A 15,544-nucleotide genomic window follows, 5' to 3' on the forward strand; every position below is an offset into this window, starting at 1 on the left:
CGTGTCAAACCGCTTCAACATCAAGCTTGCAACGGGGGAACAGTCCATAGATATATAACGCAGGCAGCTGCAGTTGCAAAGGTGATCGAGGAGGCCGCGGAAGCTGTCGACTGACAGAAAAGGACCGCGGTAACTCTGCAAATTCACAAGCTGCGGCGTTTTGCGAGTTTGGACTCGTGCCTTGCTAGTGATGTGATCGCTGCATCGGATAAACGTTGTCATCAGAGGGTCCCCGCGATCCAACATCGAGCTTCGAAGCCTGGTGTCGTCGCGGGCCTTCAATGCAGATCGCCATGGAAGGTACAGCAGGAGCGCACTCCTTACGAATGTAGGATGGCTCAACTTCTCAACCTCGTTGAAACGGTGCTCTGCATATCTGTTGCCCGGGAGCACTGTACCCGATAACTCCGTCTCGACTCGAACTCCTTCGTATGATTCAGGCCGGAAAACGGTCGGATGCAGTACGCTCTAATTGTGCCCAAACCGCAAGGTCGTTGCCATGTCCATCCCTCTGCATCAATACCTCATATTTATCTCTATCGTTACCATGATCGTGGTGACACCGGGACCCAACCTGGCTTTGCTCCTAGCCAATTCGCCGAGCAACACGAAGCTCACCGGCTTCGGGATGGTATTCGGGTTCGCCGCAGCCATCGTTTCTCATGCCACGTTGGCACTTGTTGGAGTGGGGGCAGTGATCGCAGCGTCGGCAATCTTGTTCACAGTCATGAAACTGTTGGGTGCAGCCTATCTCATCTGGCTGGGGATCAAATCTCTCTTGTCGCTGCGCGGTCTGGATGCATCTGTCATAAATCCAAGCCGGGTTCCAATGAGCCTGACAGCTCCGAAAGCCTTCGTTCGCGGATATCTCAGCAATTTCCTCAATCCCAAACCGGCGATCTTTTACGTTGCGGTCTTCCCCCAATTCTTGGAGGGCCACCAACAGGAGGTGCTTGCAAATGGCGCCGCGCTTGCACTCACACATGCTCTGATCGCTGTAGGTTTTTACGGCGTAGTTGTCCTCCTTATCGGCAGCGTCACCGGTTTCCTCAATCGCCCGCACATCGCCAGAAGGATCAAAACAGTTTCCGGGGCGGCTTTGATTTTGCTAGGCGGTCGCTTGTTATTGGCAAAGAGCCCTGCCTGATCGTCTCAACCTAATCCGGGGCTAACGCGCCTTCAATACAACGACCCCATCGCATCAGTGCATTCACTTAGCTAATTTGGCTCGGCCTATGCGGACGAAGAAAGGATCATTTGTGAATCGCAAAATTATCGTGCCGCTGGCAATGAAGCCCATTGTGGAGCGGGCAGGCTATGCCCCTGCAGTACGCTTCGAAAACCTGGTTTTCTGCGCGGGGCAGGTTGGACGTGATACCAACATGAATGTTATCAACGACCCAGAGAAGCAATTCGAGGCGTGTTGGGACAACTTAGCTACCGTTTTGTCAGCGGCAGGTTGCAGCTTCGAAGATGTTGTCGAAATGACTACGTATCATGTCGGATTGCAGCAGCACATACATACCTTTCGCAAGGTAAAGGACCGTATTTTCCCCCGCGGAACATGCGCGTGGACTTGCATTGGCGTCTCTGAACTTGCCCATCCCGGTCTTCTTGTGGAAATCAAAGTTGTGGCAGCTATACCTTCGCACCCGTTGGAATAGAGCGGCAGTTGATCCCCGCCGAAGTCGAAAAGTGCTCAAATTCGACCGGACAGCTGGTGTAGAAGACATAACAAAACGACGCAGCTGGTGGACGACCAGCCGCGGTTTGTATCGCGAATGCCGCGGCTGCGACAGGTTTGTATTCTCTCCATAATATTCCTTGGTCGGCTGGAATTAGCGGTTCCATAAGCTCCGGTACGCCGCACCACCGATCCGCATACGCTTAGTAGTCGAAGTCTCAGTCACTTAGAGGTCTGATGAGCAGATCGCGAGTTGGTATCCGTTCAAGAGCTTAGATCGATCGATTGGCCCTCAAAAAGTCCAGAAAAGCCCGCATCCCCGCTCCGATATGGCGGTGTCTGGGATAGTAAAGGCAGAGGCCAGGATAGGGCGGCGTCCACTCGGCTAACGCCTGCCGGAGTCTCCCGTCCGCAAGTGCTTCCTCGGCCATCCATCGAGTGACATAGGCGAGGCCGCAGTCGTCCAGAGCCGCGGCCAGAAGAAGTCGGGACTGGTCGACCACGAGGTTGCCGGTCGTCGCCACGACGACATCCTCGCCCCGGCGCTGAAACTCCCAGCGATAAATCGACCCGCCCGCCATGCGGAGCTGGATGCACTGGTGAAGCGAGAGATCCGACGGACTTTCGAGAAGCGGCGCATTGTCGAGATAGGCGGGCGATGCCACCACGATGTGCTGCTGGTCTGGACCGATCGGGATTGCGACCATCTCGCCGGGGACGAGTTCCGCCGCGCGGATGCCGCAGTCGAAACCTCCTTCGGCGATATCGACCAGTCGCCCTTCGGACCGGATTTCGAAGCGCATTGCCGGCTGCAGCTTCACGAAGCGCGTCAACAGCGGCATTAGCACCTGCTCGGCGGCGTTGGCGTCGCAGTTGATCCGTACAAGCCCGGACGGCGAGGCGGCTTGGTCGTGAAGCTCCTCGACCGCCATTCCGATTTCGCTAAGCGCCGGCATGAGCCGCTCCGCAAGTCTCCGCCCAGGCTCCGTCAGCGAGACGTTCCTCGTCGAACGGTGGAAGAGCTTCACTTTGAGACGTCTCTCCAGTCCGGCGACTGCGTGGCTCAACGCCGACGCCGTCTGGCCCAGAACTCGGGACGCAGCGCGAAAACCTCCGTGCTCGGCGACGGCAAGGAAGGCCGCTAGCTCGCCAGGAGGGAGCAAGCCCACTGTTCGAATTTTCTCATCATTGCGTGTAACGGTGGTCATCTAGTTCATGAATGCCATGCGCTTATCTTCGGGACAAGTCGATTACTGAAGGAGTACGACCATGACTTTACCGATACCGTTCGGCTTTTCATCTACGGCCGCCGACGTTCTGAAAGGCGTCGATCTTCAAGGCCGCAACGTCATCGTTACCGGAGGAGGGGGCGGTATTGGGTTAGAGACCAGCCGCGCTCTAGCCGCCGCGGGCGCCGCCGTGACGATCGCGGCCCGGCGTCCGGGCGATGCCGAGAAGGCAGTCGCTGAGCTGAAAAAGAGTATGCCCGAGGCTCAACTGCGCGTTCGGCGCCTCGACCTCGCGGATCTGTCTTCCGTGCAGGAATTCTCGGAGAACTGGAACGAGCCTTTGCACTTTCTCGTCAACAATGCGGGCGTCATGGCCATTCCGGAAATCCAGCGGACTGCGGAAGGACGGGAGATGCAGTTCGCGACGAACTATCTGGGGCATTTCGCACTCACGCTAGCGCTGCGACGGCATCTAGCCAAGGCAAATGGTGCCCGTGTAGTTTCCGTCTCCTCGACTGGCAACCTGTTCGCGCCCGTGTTCTGGGACGATCCGGACTTCCGCTTCATTCCATACGATCCGCTGCTTGCTTATGGGCAATCGAAGACAGCCTGCATCCTGCTGTCCGTTGGGATCACCAAAAACTGGGCCAGCGACGGGATAACGTCCAACGCGCTCAATCCCGGAGCGATTGCCACGGGGCTTCAGAAGCACACCGGAGGCCTGCGAACCCCCGAGCATTTGCGCAAGACAATAGAGCAGGGGGCAGCCACGTCGGTGCTGCTGGCGGGTTCGCCGCTCGTCGAAGGCATTTCCGGTAGATATTTCGACGATTGCCAGGAGGCCTCGGTCGTTGACGAGCGGGGACCTGGGCCCTTCAAAGGCGTGGCGAGATACGCCGTTGATGAGGACAACGCGGTCCGCCTCTGGGAGATCGCGACGCGGTTGCTGGGATTGCCTCTGTGAGCAGAACACCCTGTCGACCTGTCCGGACCGGCAGGGTGCTCGTCGAGCGATGACCGGACGCTGATCAGGCCTTGGCCGCCACCGGAAGCCGGAATGGCGCGCCCAAGCGATTGAAGGCGTTCATCGCGGCGATCGTTATCGTCAGATCAACGAGATCCTTCGGTTCGAAGGCTGACGCGGCCGCGGCATAAGCCTCGTCCGAGGCGCGGGTCTGGCTGACGTTGGTCACCTCCTCGGCCCAGGCGAGAGCGGCCCGTTCCTGATCGTTGAACAGCTGGGGCACTTCGTCCCAGACCGGAACAAGCGTGATCTTATCGACGGACATCGTCTTGCGCAGATCGCGACTATGCATGTCGATACAATGGGCGCAGCCGTTGATCTGCGACACGCGCAGGAAGACGAGATGAATCAGCTCTTCAGGCAGGTTCGTCTTCTTGGTAACGTAGTGATGGACGCCGAAGAGTGCCTTTGCGCCGTCGGGGGCGACTTCGGACCAGTTCATGCGGGTCATATCGTTTTCCTTTCTCGTGGACACGGTTCTCCGTTCGCCGGGTAAACCGTCGTTGCTTGTGCAGTAGTTGAGGAGGTAGGTCTGGTAGCTAGCGCTACGGCCTGCGCGGCGTCGTCAGGGCGTCGTCATCGGTGTCGACGACGAAGACGGCGAGGAGCTTCGCCGGCTCGGTCTTGCTGGCGTTGGCGCTGACGTCGTGATGGTCGCCCGGCAGCTCGGTAAAGTTCTGACCGGCGATGAAGGTCTTCGTCTCGCCACCGTTCACGGCGCTCAGGATCGCGCCTTCGAGAACCGTCGCATAGATCAAGGCGGATTTTGCGTGCGTATGGGCGGAGCTGTAGCCGCCGGGGCCGTACTCGACGAGCACGCCCTTGACGCTCTTGCCTGGAACGTCCGGGAGGGGATGCTCGTAAACCAGCGTCACATTTGCGTCCTTCGTGTCGTACACAAGTCCAGGCTTGACGACGTCATGAGCGGAAGCTGTGGCCAGAGCGACCGCAAGTGCCGTAGCGGCATAGAAGATGGTCTTCATGATGTGCCTCTCTGCCTATGCCTTGAGCCATTCTGTGAGAGTGATCCGGCCCTTGATGTAGTCCCCGCCGGGAACCAGTGAGCCGGCGACAACGGGAGCGCCGAAGTAGTCGACGGCCTCGTCGGCTTTGACCGGACGAGCGTCGCCCCTGGCATCAAGATAAGTCCGGATGAAAGATTCGAACGGTCCCCGTTCAGGTCCGGCAAGGTCGACGGTTCCGTTCTTCGGCTCGCCGAGCGCGGCCTCCACCAGAGCAGCGGCGACGTCGTCGGCCGCGATCGGCTGGAAGTCGGTATCCGGCACTTTCACTGCGCCGTCCGCCGCATAAGCGCCGGCCAGGGTCTCGATGAACTCATGGAACTGCGTCGCGCGGACGATGGTGTACCCTTGGCCCGACGCCGCGACGGTCTCCTCCTGCGCCAGCTTGCCGGCCATGTAGGGATTGGCCGCGAGCTGGTCAGCGTTGACAATGGAAAGGACGACGTGGTGGCGTACGCCCGCGGCCTTTTCTGCGATCGTCAGGTTGCTGCTCGACGTTCCAAAGAAGTCGGTTATCACAGTCTTGTCGAACGACATCATGTTGGAAACGTCGATGACGGCGTCGGCGCCCGCTAGCGCGTCGGCCAGTCCTTCGCCTGTGTAGGCATTGATCCCGTTGCGGGAGCTTGCGACGACGGCTTCGTGGCCGGCGTCCTGTAGCAACTTCACTGCCTTCGAGCCGATCAGGCCCGTGCCGCCGATGACGACGACCTTCTTCATCTTGGTCATGGTGATTCCTCCTATGACGAGGCGCGATTGCCCGTCTTGCGTTCGTGGAGTTCAAGGTAGGCGCATCCGCGGGCGGCGATACCACCGTCGTCGTCTGCGCCGAGATCCGCCAGAAGGTCCGCAACGGACACCTTGGCGAGTTCTGCGCGATACGCTTTCTCGGCTTTCAGCATCGCGGCGTTGATCTGGCAGGGTTTTGTGAAATAGCGCTGCGGTAGAGGGTTCGGCCCTCGCTGGCGGATTTCGGCGCAGCGGAAAGCGGGCGCCGGTCCCTCGACCGCGAGGACGATATCCAGGAGGCTGATTTCGCGTGGGGCCTTGGCCAGCCTGTAGCCGCCTTTCGGCCCTGGTGTTGTCGCGACGATGCCTGCGCCGGACAGCGCCTGAAGGTGCTTCAGCAGATAGCTTGTCGACACGCCGTGGAGTTCGGCCAGTGCTGCAGCCGACAGCACGCCGTCTTGCGACAGCCCCGCCAGGAATGCCGTGCAGTGGATCGCCTGTTCGACGCCTTCGCTCAGTTTCATGTTGCATCTCCTAATCGTGGATATAAAATGTCTATGATTTTGATCGGAGTCAACCCGTGATCACATCAAGTGCTCGAAATTGCGAATATGAGATCAGAAAACGGAGTTTCGACGGCTGGAAGTCCGCCCATTGTCACGATGCTCGCAAGAGCGGAAACAACAACAAAGGACATCGAATGACTACCAAGCTCGCACTCTCCTCGACGCCGGAAGGTATCGTCCCGGCGCTCCTTGCACACCTGAACTCGCTCGACGTCGAGACCATGCTCGGTTTCTACGACCCGGAAGGATTGATCGTAGACGCCGCAGGGGTCGCTCACGTCGGCAGGGAGGCGATCGGCAGGGAGCTCTCCAAGTACTTCAGCCTCGGCCTTCAGATGTCGATCACGCAGCGTCACCTGTTCGTGGCGGGCGACATCGCGTCCCTCATTCTCGATTGGTCGTATATCGGCACGGCGCGGGACGGCACGAAGATCAACATGGTGGCGACCGCAACGGACATCGCCCGCCGTGGCCCGGACGGCCTGTGGCGTTACCTCATCGACAACCCGTTTGGCTCGATGCAGAGGAGCGCCGGCTGATGACGGATGCCGCGGAAGTTCTGACCGAAGCGACAGCGCTCGCATTCCGCGGCGTCCTCACAACCGGCGTCTACTGCAGGGCGACCTGCATCTCCCGTCCTCCCCGGCCAGAGAACATGCGCTGGTTCGGGTGCGTCTCCGACGCACAAAGAGCAGGCTTTCGCCCGTGCCTGCGATGCCGTCCCAATGATGAGGAATTCGCAAGGAGGAATGCCGATCTGGTGGCTGAGGCGTGCAGGCTGATTGATGCCGGAGACAGCTCGCCGACCGTCGCGGCGCTCGCGCATGCGCTCGGCGTCAGTGAAGGGCACTTCCACCGAACGTTCCGTGCACACACTGGAATGACCCCGCGAGCATACATGCTCGAGAGGAGGGCTCAACTCGTCCGCGAAGGACTAAAACCGGGCAGGACCATTACATCGACGTTCTATGACGCAGGATACGGTTCCAGCGGAAGGTTCTACGCGGTATGCAGCCGCGCGCTCGGAATGGCTCCGGCAGACTACAGGGCGGGCGGGCGCAGGGAAACGCTGCACTTTGCAGTCGGCCAGACATCGCTTGGGGCGATCCTGGTTGCATCGAGCGCCAAGGGCGTTGCGGCAATTCTCCTTGGGGATGATCCTGCCGCCCTCCTGACAGATCTTCAGGATCGATTTCCAAACGCGAACTTTGTCGGAGGGGACGAACGATACGAGGATACCGTCGCCAAGGTTGTTGGAATGGTTGAGCGCCCGGAGGTCGGCTTCGACTTGCCGCTCGACCTGCGTGGGACTACCTTCCAGCGTCGCGTCTGGCTGGCGTTGCGAGATATTTCTCCGGGCGAGATCATCAGCTATGAAGATCTCGCAGCGAGGGTTGGATATCCGAAGGCCGGTAAGGCTGTGGCTAGCGCCTGCGCGAGCAATCCACTCGCCATCGCTATTCCCTGCCACCGTGTTGTGAGAAAAGATGGAGCGTCATTCCGCTATACCTGGGGAATCGAGCGGAAGGCTGAGCTACTGCGAAGAGAGGGACGACGTTAAATTGAAATCATGTTCTCGCACAACGGCGCCGCGGTGGTTGACCCGATTGTGGAGTGCTCCTGCCGAGCGAAACGGCTAATGGGTTACACCAGACCGTCTTGCTCCACCGGCTCGCCAGATTTCGATACGATTGACGATCCGTAGGGCTCACGTGACAGGATGATGAGCGCATCGTTTGGTAGTGGGCGGGCGAGGTGCTTTGCTTCCTCCCAAGGTGCTCGCATCCAGACGTCGGTTTCCTCTTTCGTCAGCAGCAGAACAGGCATGGCCTTTTCGTGGATTGGCTTCACAAGATCGTTCGGATCCGTGGTCAGGAAGCCATAGAGATCGTCCGTGGTCATTCCATCCTTCACCTTGCGGACGCTTTTCCATTGCGGCACGTGGATACCGGCGAAGAACATCAGCGATTTTGCCTCGTCGCGCGCAAACCATGCATTGGGCACATTGCCACCGTCCTCTTTGCTTGCCGGATCCGGTTCGGCAAAACTTGTGACCGGGACGAGGCACCTGTGCTCCACGCCGAACCATCGCGTCCAGTGCGGGAAATTGAGCTTGCGGACGTTCGTCGTGCCGCGGTCGGGCTCTATGCGGATCAGTTCTTCAAGATCGAAGGGCTTGCCCTTGGCTGCGAGTTTCTCGGCCTTGGCTTTGGCCGCTTTTTCCAAGGCGAAGCGAGGCGAGGGCAGGCCCCAGCGGGCGTGCACGAGCTGCTTCTTCCCGTCAGCCGTGTTACGGACTATCGGCCCCAGCTGGTCGGGGTTCATCTGATACGCCGGCATCAGGTTAATAAAGCTTTCGGCATCCTGAGCCCATTTCGAGACCCAGTCCTTGTCTTCCATGCGATAAAGATTGCACATGGCAGCAATTCCTCCGTTGCGACCGAATGCAGTTTGTCCGGTGACGTCCGCCTGCGTCTCTAGTCTAGCTTGTAAACGTCGGCATTGTCCTGCCGTTCCCGCAGTCCTTTGTAGGAAGCATGCCGCAGTTTATCCTCGCTGGTCCACGCCCGAAACTCGATCTCAGCGATCAGCGTCGGCTCGACCCAGACAATGTCGGTTTTTCCGGGATAGGGAACGGGCGGCTGCTTTCGTTTCCAGCGGAGTTTGTCGAGTATCTTGCGCAGCCTGATCATCTCGGCTTCTTTGAAGCCCGTGCCGACGTTTCCGACATGAATGAGCTCATCGCCATGATAGGCAGCAAGCGCCAGCGATGCGAAACCGCCCGGCGATGCGGTGGATGGCTCGTAGCCAACAACCATGAACGCTTCGCTGTCGACGCATTTGATCTTCACCCAGTCGCCGGTGCGGCCGGAGCGATAGGGCTGATTGAGACGCTTGCCGACGATCCCCTCGAGGCCAAGGCTGTGGACATGCTCCAACAGGACGTCTGGTTCGGCGTCGAGTGTTTCCGACAGACGGATGGCGCCGTCATTTGCCTTTATCGTATCCTCGAGAAGATGACGGCGTGATCGGTATTCCGTCTCCCGCAGATCGTGGCCGTCGAGATACATAAGATCAAAAGCGTAGAGGACGGCATCAGATGACCGGTTACCGGCCGTCTTGCCCGAAGCCCCCAACGACTTCTGAAGCAGCCCGAAATCCGGCCGCCCTTCATCGTCGAGCACCACCGCTTCGCCATCGATGATCATCGTTGCCGGTCCGAGCGCGCGGGCTGCCTGTTCTATAGCCGGAAACCGGTGCGTCCAGTCATGACCCCCGCGGGTAAGGATGCGGACGCCTGTCGGCTCGATGTGGACCGCCAGCCGATAGCCATCCCACTTCAGCTCCCAGCTCCACTGGTCACCTCGTGGCGGATGGGCCTTCAATTGCGCAAGCGCCGGCCCGACGCGGTCGGGCATCGGATCGAACAGAAGCTGTGGCTGTGCAGGGTTACGCTTCCGACGCGGCTTTGAGCGGATCGGGGCTTCGATATCACGAAGGAGCGGCTTTGATCTCGTTGGCTTCGTCATGGCGAGAGTTCAGCACGAAAACCTTAAGAATAGTGTGACGCCGCTCATCTATCCCCGCTATCCACGATCCGGAGCTCGACACTAGGGGAGTACGGTAAAAATTCTTGTTATCCCTACATCCTTGAATCCTTTTCGAATCTTCGGTTTTGCTAATACTAGGATAGTATTCCTCAACCTTGTGGTGCTTGACTCTTTCGCGTCATCAGAACAAACAATGAACAAATAGCCTGTGCGACATGATGTCGAAACCGCCAACGCGACCTTGAAGGGAGCCGTGAACGATGACTGCTGCGCGTTCCCCCAGGGCTCCTGGAGGGGTCTTGGATGTGATCTGCGACTTGCGCGACCGCATTGCCTCGATGGAGGGCGCAGCCGCGAAACGGGCTGGCACACTCGCCTTCGGCGTCCCCGAAATTGACGCGGCCTTGCCTGGCGGGGGTCTTGCTTATGGAGCCCTGCATGAGTTTGCGGGCGGCGGATCCGGTACGGTCGATGGTGCAGCCGCTGCGCTTTTTGTGGCCGGCATTGCCGCGCGAACCAAAGGCCCCGTCATCTGGTGTCTGACGAGGCCGGATCTCTTTTTTCCGGCGCTTGCAGGGGTCGGTCTCCATCCCGACCGCGTCATTTTCGTGGAGTCCGACAGGGAAGAGGACGTTCTGGCCAATATGGAGGAGGGGCTCTCGTTTGGCGGTCTCGGGGCGGTCGTCGGCGAACTTGTCCGCCTGTCGATGGTCAGTTCCCGACGCCTGCAGCTGGCTGCCGAGCGAACCGGGACGATGGCGCTTGGTGTCCGCCGGTGGCGACGGCAGACGGAGGCGAATGATTTTGGCCAGCCGACGGCGTCAACCACCAGATGGCGGGTGAGTGTGATGCCGTCCGAGGAGCTGCCGGTACCGGGGGTGGGCAGGCCTCAGTGGTTTTTGGAATTGATGCGCGTGAAAGCGGGTGAGTGTGCTGAGTTTCTCGTGAGAGCGTGTGATGACAAGGGTCGTATCCATTTATCTTCCGGATCTGCCGACGGATCGCATTCGTCGAGCCGATCCCTCCATTCCGCCTGAACAGCCAATCGCGGTAATCGCCAAAAGCGGTTCCAAGCGATGGGTTTCGGCTGCCGACCCGGCTGCGAGAAAGGCAGGCGTGCATGTCGGCATGGTGGCGGCGAAGGCGCAGTCGCTGTTTCGCGGCCTGATGATGGTTGACGCAGATCCCGCAGCCGATCACGTCGCTCTCGAACGCATCACGCTCTGGGCGCTGACGATCTATTCGCCGATCGTCGCCGTTGACGGGATCGATGGCATTGTCATGGATACCGAAGGCGCCGATCATCTGCAGGGTGGTGAACTGCCGATGGTGACGAAGATCGCCAACCAGTTTCTTGCCCGAAAACTGACGGCGCGCGTGGCGGTTGCCGACAGCTGGGGTGCTGCCCATGCTTGCGCCCGCGCAATCAATCGCGAAACGATTGTCGTTCCTCCGGGCGAGACGGCCCGTGCCGTCGAAAAACTGCCGATCTCGCTTCTGCGCCTGCCGTCAAAGATCGTCTCTGATCTGCGCATTCTCGGTTTCCAGACAATCGGCGAGCTTGCCAACACCCCGCGGGCCCCGCTGACATTGCGCCTCGGTCCGGAGGTCGGCCGCCGTCTCGACCAGATGCTCTGTCGTGTCGCCGAGCCGGTCGAACCGATCCGGACCGCAGAGCTGGTTGAAGTCTCCAAGGCCTTCGCCGAACCGATCGGGGCTGCGGAAACAATCAATAAATATGTTGGCCGTCTGGTCGTCCAACTCGTTGACGAACTCCAGAAGCGCGGGCTTGGCGTTCGCCGTGCCGACCTGATCGTCGAGAAGGTCGATGGCACGAGGCAGGCCATCCGCGCCGGAACCGCCAGGCCCGCCCGCGATGTCGCCTGGCTGACAAAACTGTTTCGGGACCGGACGGAAAAGATCGAGCCGGGCTTCGGGATCGAAAAGCTGATCCTGCTCGCCGTGATAGCCGAGCCTCTCGAGGAGGCTCAGCAAGCCTCTGCTCTGGTCGAGGATGAGGTCACTGATGTCACGCCGCTGATCGACCTCTATGGAAACCGGGGGCAGAGGGTCTATCGCGTCGCACCGGTCGCCTCCGATGTGCCGGAACGCTCTGTCCAGCGCATCAGCCCCGTCGCCGAACCGATCGCCGTTGCCTGGGTCAGCCATTGGCGCCGCCCCGTTCGTCTCTTGCCGAGACCTGAGTTGATCGAGGCGATCGCGCTGATGCCGGACCGGCCCCCAGTCTCCATCGTCTGGCGTGGCAAACGCCGCAAGGTCAAACGTGCCGATGGTCCTGAACGCATTTTTGGAGAGTGGTGGCAGCGCGATGCCGAGATGGACGCCGTGCGCGACTACTTTGTCATCGAGGACGAGGCAGGCGAGCGCCTGTGGGTATTCCGCTCCGGCGACGGGGTCGATCCCGAAACCGGTTCCCATCGCTGGTTCTGCCACGGGATCTTCGCATGAGCTACGCCGAGCTTCAGGTCACGACCCACTTTTCCTTTCTACGCGGCGCCTCCTCTGCACAGGAATTGTTTGAAACCGCCCAAATCTTGGGGATAGAGGCACTCGGCGTCGTCGATCGGAATTCTCTGGCAGGCATCGTCCGGGCACTTGAAGCATCGCGTGCAACGGGTGTCCGTCTTGTCGTCGGCTGTCGCCTCGATCTCGCCGACGGCATGTCTGTGCTGGTCTATCCGATGGACCGTTCCGCCTATTCGCGCCTGACGCGCCTCGTCACGCTCGGCAAATCGCGTGGCGGCAAGAACAACTGCATCCTGCATTGGGACGATATCGTCGCTTACTCCGAGGGCATGATCGGCATTCTTGTGCCGGATCTGCCGGATGCCACCTGTGCCGCGCAGCTCCGAAAAATGGCTGAGCGGTTTGGTGATCGCGCTTACGTCTCTCTCTGTCTGCGCCGGCGACCGAACGACCAGTTGCGCCTGCATGAGATTTCCAACATGGCGGCGCGGTTCAAGGTCAGAACCGTCGTCACCAGTGACGTGCTGTTTCATGAGCCGGGCCGCCGGCAATTGCAGGATATCGTCACCTGTATCAGGCACAACACCACGATCGACGATGTCGGCTTTGAGCGCGAACGCCACGCCGACCGCTACCTCAAGCCACCGGAGGAAATGGAACGCCTGTTTCCGCGCTACGCGCAAGCACTGGCGCGCACCTTGGAAATCGTGCGTCGCTGCAAGTTCTCGCTTGAGGAGCTCACTTACCAATATCCGGAGGAAGCAATCGTGCCCGGCAAGGATGCGCAAGCCTCGCTTGAGCATTATGTCTGGGAATGCGTGCCCGACCGCTATCCCGAAGGACTGCCGCCGGATGTCCTGAAAACCGTGCGGCATGAGCTCGACCTCATCCGCACCATGAAATACGCCCCGTATTTCCTCACGGTATTTTCGATCGTGCGCTTCGCCAGAAGCCAGGGCATTCTCTGTCAGGGCAGGGGATCGGCCGCCAACAGCGCCGTCTGCTATATTCTCGGCATCACATCGATCGATCCCTCGACCAATGATCTCCTCTTCGAGCGTTTCGTCAGCCAGGAACGCGACGAGCCGCCTGACATTGATGTCGACTTCGAGCATGAACGGCGCGAGGAGGTCATACAGTGGATCTACAAGACCTATACCAAGGACAAGGCGGCACTCTGCGCGACCGTCACCCGTTATCGGGCCAAGGGCGCAATCCGCGATGTCGGCAAGGCGCTCGGCCTGCCGGAAGACGTGATCAAGGCGCTGTCATCAGGCATGTGGTCCTGGTCGGAGGAAGTGCCCGACCGAAACATCAGGGAACTCAATCTCAACCCCGATGACAGGCGCTTAGCGCTCACCCTGAAACTCGCGCAGCAGCTGATGGGTGCACCACGCCACCTTGGCCAGCATCCAGGAGGATTTGTCCTCACCCATGACCGGCTGGACGATCTCGTGCCGATCGAGCCGGCAACGATGAAAGACCGGCAGATCATCGAGTGGGACAAGGATGACGTCGAGGCGCTGAAATTCATGAAGGTGGACGTCCTTGCGCTCGGCATGCTCACCTGCATGGCAAAGGCCTTCGATCTTATTCGCGAACACAAGGGCGATGATCTCGATCTGTCGAAGATCGAGCAGGAAGATGCCGCGACCTACGCCATGATCCGCAAGGCTGACACGCTCGGCACCTTCCAGATCGAGAGCCGTGCCCAGATGGCGATGCTGCCGCGCCTGAAACCCCGCACCTTCTACGATCTGGTCGTGCAGGTGGCGATCGTCCGGCCCGGTCCTATCCAGGGCGACATGGTGCACCCCTATCTTCGCCGCCGCGAAGGCAAGGAGCCGGTCGAATATCCCACACCCGAGCTTGAGGCCGTGCTCGGCAAGACGCTGGGCGTGCCGCTGTTTCAGGAAAGCGCTATGCGGGTCGCCATGGTCTGCGCCGGCTTTACTGGCGGGGAGGCCGACCAGCTGCGCAAATCCATGGCCACTTTCAAGTTCACCGGCGGGGTCTCACGCTTCAAAGAGAAACTCGTCTCCGGGATGGTCAAGAACGGATATTCAGCCGAGTTTGCCGAAAAGACCTTCTCGCAGCTTGAAGGCTTCGGCTCCTACGGCTTTCCCGAGAGCCACGCAGCCTCTTTTGCATTGATTGCCTACGCTTCGAACTACATCAAGTGCCATTATCCGGATGTCTTTTGTGCCGCCCTTCTCAACAGTCAGCCGATGGGTTTTTATGCTCCAGCCCAGATCGTCGGTGATGCGATCAAGCATGGCGTCGAAGTGCGACCTGTGTGCGTCAACCGCTCGCGCTGGGACTGCACTCTGGAAAAGATCGGCAGCACCAATCGGCATGCTGTCCGGCTTGGATTTCGGCAGGTGAAGGGACTGGCTGTCGCTGACGCAGCGCGGATCGTGACGGCACGAATGAATAGTCCTTTCTTATCCGTCGATGACATGTGGCGCCGGTCCAGTGTGCCGACGGAGGCCCTTGTCCAGCTGGCAGAGGCCGATGCCTTTCTGCCATCGCTCAAACTCGAACGGCGCGACGCGCTCTGGGCCATCAAGGCGCTGCGCGATGAACCCTTGCCGTTGTTTGCCGCGGCGACTGAGCGCGAGATGGCGGCAATTGCTGAGCAGCAGGAGCCGGAGGTCGCCCTTCGGCAGATGACGGACGGGCACAACGTCATCGAAGATTACAGCCATACGGGCTTGACGCTACGCCAGCATCCGGTTGCGTTCCTGCGCAGGGACCTGTCGGCACGCAATATCATCCCCTGTGCGGAGGCGATGAATGCTCGGGATGGGCGATGGGTTTATACTGCAGGTCTGGTGCTGGTGCGCCAGAAGCCGGGATCGGCAAAGGGCGTCATGTTCATCACCATCGAGGACGAAACAGGCCCTGCCAACATCGTAGTCTGGCCGTCACTGTTCGAGAAGCGCCGGCGGGTGGTGCTCGGATCCTCGATGATGGCGATCAATGGGCGGATTCAGCGGGAAGGGGAGGTCGTGCACCTTGTCGCACAGCAATTGTTTGACCTGTCAGGCGATCTCGTTGGCCTGGCTGATCGGGATACCGGGTTCAGGCTGCCGGCCGGGCGGGGCGACGAGTTTGCCCATGGAGGCGGCGGGCCGGATTCGCGTGATCGACAAAAGCCTGTTGTCCCGCGGGACATGTTCACACCCGATCTCCATATCGATACGCTGAAGGTGAAGAGCAGGAATTTTCAGTAATTTTTCGCTATCCCGG

15 protein-coding genes are annotated in these 15,544 nt (G+C 59.9%); 8 read left to right on the forward strand and 7 right to left on the reverse strand.

Annotated elements, in window-relative coordinates; genetic code table 11:
* Positions 1–499: 499 nt before the first annotated feature.
* Positions 500–1,147, forward strand: coding sequence for a LysE family translocator (locus tag QRN60_RS25260; protein ID WP_034499637.1), 648 nt, complete (start codon positions 500–502; stop codon positions 1,145–1,147).
* 112 nt (positions 1,148–1,259) lie between these two features.
* On the forward strand, positions 1,260–1,664 hold the full coding sequence (locus QRN60_RS25265) for a RidA family protein (protein WP_022557141.1): 405 nt from the start codon (positions 1,260–1,262) through the stop codon (positions 1,662–1,664).
* Positions 1,665–1,956: 292 nt separating this feature from the next.
* Here QRN60_RS25265 and QRN60_RS25270 read toward each other — a convergent pair whose 3' ends face one another.
* Positions 1,957–2,892 carry a LysR family transcriptional regulator gene (locus tag QRN60_RS25270; protein ID WP_087747389.1) on the reverse strand — a complete coding sequence of 312 codons (936 nt, stop codon included), beginning with the start codon at positions 2,890–2,892 and terminating at the stop codon, positions 1,957–1,959.
* A gap of 61 nt (positions 2,893–2,953) precedes the next feature.
* Here QRN60_RS25270 and QRN60_RS25275 point away from each other — a divergent pair, with 61 nt between their 5' ends.
* Entirely contained in the window at positions 2,954–3,877 is a 924-nt protein-coding gene (locus QRN60_RS25275; RefSeq protein ID WP_087747391.1) for an SDR family NAD(P)-dependent oxidoreductase, read from the forward strand.
* A 64-nt stretch (positions 3,878–3,941) separates the two neighbouring features.
* Here the strand turns inward: QRN60_RS25275 and QRN60_RS25280 are convergent, their stop codons facing one another.
* From QRN60_RS25280 to QRN60_RS25295, 4 genes are all read right to left on the reverse strand, one after another.
* Positions 3,942–4,388 carry a carboxymuconolactone decarboxylase family protein gene (locus QRN60_RS25280; protein WP_087747393.1) on the reverse strand — a complete coding sequence of 149 codons (447 nt, stop codon included), beginning with the start codon at positions 4,386–4,388 and terminating at the stop codon, positions 3,942–3,944.
* Between the two features lie 94 nt (positions 4,389–4,482).
* The gene (locus QRN60_RS25285) at positions 4,483–4,920 is read right to left on the reverse strand and encodes a cupin domain-containing protein (RefSeq protein WP_087747395.1); all 438 of its coding nucleotides are present in this window, start codon (positions 4,918–4,920) and stop codon (positions 4,483–4,485) included.
* A 15-nt stretch (positions 4,921–4,935) separates the two neighbouring features.
* Complete coding sequence (locus tag QRN60_RS25290; protein WP_087747397.1) at positions 4,936–5,688, reverse strand: SDR family oxidoreductase; 753 nt, start codon at positions 5,686–5,688, stop codon at positions 4,936–4,938.
* 11 nt (positions 5,689–5,699) lie between these two features.
* Positions 5,700–6,212, reverse strand: coding sequence for an RrF2 family transcriptional regulator (locus tag QRN60_RS25295; protein WP_129567479.1), 513 nt, complete (start codon positions 6,210–6,212; stop codon positions 5,700–5,702).
* A gap of 176 nt (positions 6,213–6,388) precedes the next feature.
* On the opposite strand from QRN60_RS25295, the gene QRN60_RS25300 reads away from it, so the two are divergent.
* Positions 6,389–6,793 carry a YybH family protein gene (locus tag QRN60_RS25300; protein ID WP_111792157.1) on the forward strand — a complete coding sequence of 135 codons (405 nt, stop codon included), beginning with the start codon at positions 6,389–6,391 and terminating at the stop codon, positions 6,791–6,793.
* The gene (gene ada / locus QRN60_RS25305; RefSeq protein WP_111785362.1) at positions 6,793–7,815 is read left to right on the forward strand and encodes a bifunctional DNA-binding transcriptional regulator/O6-methylguanine-DNA methyltransferase Ada; all 1,023 of its coding nucleotides are present in this window, start codon (positions 6,793–6,795) and stop codon (positions 7,813–7,815) included. The genes QRN60_RS25300 and ada overlap by 1 nt, the downstream gene beginning before the upstream one ends.
* 83 nt (positions 7,816–7,898) lie before the next feature.
* On the opposite strand, the gene QRN60_RS25310 is transcribed toward ada, so the two are convergent.
* Together QRN60_RS25310 and ligD are read right to left on the reverse strand one after the other, a co-directional pair.
* Positions 7,899–8,672 (reverse strand): SOS response-associated peptidase family protein, encoded by a 774-nt coding sequence (locus tag QRN60_RS25310; protein ID WP_111785361.1) that lies wholly within the window; start codon positions 8,670–8,672, stop codon positions 7,899–7,901.
* Positions 8,673–8,731: 59 nt separating this feature from the next.
* Positions 8,732–9,784 carry a non-homologous end-joining DNA ligase gene (ligD, locus tag QRN60_RS25315; protein WP_111785360.1) on the reverse strand — a complete coding sequence of 351 codons (1,053 nt, stop codon included), beginning with the start codon at positions 9,782–9,784 and terminating at the stop codon, positions 8,732–8,734.
* A 281-nt stretch (positions 9,785–10,065) separates the two neighbouring features.
* Here ligD and QRN60_RS25320 point away from each other — a divergent pair, with 281 nt between their 5' ends.
* The 3 genes from QRN60_RS25320 to QRN60_RS25330 are packed head-to-tail and all read left to right on the forward strand — an operon-like array spanning position 10,066 to position 15,528.
* Entirely contained in the window at positions 10,066–10,842 is a 777-nt protein-coding gene (locus QRN60_RS25320) for an ImuA family protein (RefSeq protein ID WP_111785359.1), read from the forward strand.
* Entirely contained in the window at positions 10,763–12,274 is a 1,512-nt protein-coding gene (locus QRN60_RS25325; RefSeq protein ID WP_162686313.1) for a Y-family DNA polymerase, read from the forward strand. The genes QRN60_RS25320 and QRN60_RS25325 overlap by 80 nt, the downstream gene beginning before the upstream one ends.
* On the forward strand, positions 12,271–15,528 hold the full coding sequence (locus QRN60_RS25330; protein ID WP_111829574.1) for an error-prone DNA polymerase: 3,258 nt from the start codon (positions 12,271–12,273) through the stop codon (positions 15,526–15,528). Before QRN60_RS25325 ends, QRN60_RS25330 begins: the two co-directional genes overlap by 4 nt.
* Positions 15,529–15,544 lie beyond the last annotated feature (16 nt).

This window comes from Agrobacterium sp. CFBP2214, from assembly GCF_030209895.1.
Taxonomy (GTDB): domain Bacteria; phylum Pseudomonadota; class Alphaproteobacteria; order Rhizobiales; family Rhizobiaceae; genus Agrobacterium; species Agrobacterium radiobacter.